Source organism: Vibrio sp. 704, from assembly GCF_033339295.1.
On record NZ_JAWOUH010000404.1, the window covers coordinates 1 to 724 of the forward strand.

At 42.0% G+C, this 724-nt stretch carries 2 protein-coding genes; one reads left to right on the forward strand and one right to left on the reverse strand.

The window, feature by feature from the left end; translation table 11 throughout:
- The first annotated feature begins 30 nt into the window (after window positions 1-30).
- Window positions 31-351 carry a putative signal transducing protein gene (locus R7R24_RS26745; RefSeq protein WP_005483105.1) on the forward strand — a complete coding sequence of 107 codons (321 nt, stop codon included), beginning with the start codon at window positions 31-33 and terminating at the stop codon, window positions 349-351.
- A 41-nt stretch (window positions 352-392) separates the two neighbouring features.
- Here the strand turns inward: R7R24_RS26745 and R7R24_RS26750 are convergent.
- On the reverse strand, window positions 393-724 hold a 332-nt coding region (locus tag R7R24_RS26750; protein ID WP_318120123.1), incomplete at its 5' end, for an alpha/beta hydrolase.

Sequence of the window (724 nt, forward strand, 5' to 3'; positions counted from 1 at the left end):
AACCCCTACTCAGCCAAATGGCAGTATTTGATGAAAATCTTTATCGCGAAAAATCCAGCAGAAGCGCACATCGTATGTGAACTATTAAAAACTGAAGATATATGCTGTGAGGTGCGTGGCGAAGGACTTTTTGGTCTGAAAGGTGAGCTTCCTTTTGGCGATGATACTGATCCTTATGTTTGGCTATTAGATCCAGAACAACAATTGAAAGCTCACTCAATTATTGAAGCATTTAGGCAGCAGTCACAAAGCAACATATATGAAGACTGGCAATGTCCTCATTGTCTTGAACACAACGAAGGACAGTTTGGTGCGTGTTGGCAATGTGGATATCAAATTGGGGAGCCATGATCGTTCCCCTATTCTCGCATTTCAGGTGTCTACATTGATGGCTAGGCGACGATACTTTGTTGCTTTATAAATTCGATAGAGTGTTGGTTAAAATCTTCAGGACGCTCTACATTGCAGACATGACCGCAGTTTGGAATTTCACGCAAGATACTGAGCTTATGCGCTGCAACCATCTCTTTCACCGGTTGGATGAACATATAGTCTCTATCACCCATCAAATACAATGTCGGTATGGGTAACTCTCTGTCTTTGAAGTACTTCATCAATGGGTTTACATCCGCGGCAAGAATAAACCAGCGTTTAAACTCTTTTTGGCACAGCTTCTTTGCTTCTCGAATAAACAAATGCCTTGATTCACGCTGACTTCGTTGAG

Bases quoted from the DNA above. Each gene is read 5' to 3' on its own strand.
- R7R24_RS26745 (WP_005483105.1), top strand. From the start codon at position 31: ATGAAAATCTTTATCGCGAAAAATCCAGCAGAAGCGCACATCGTATGT.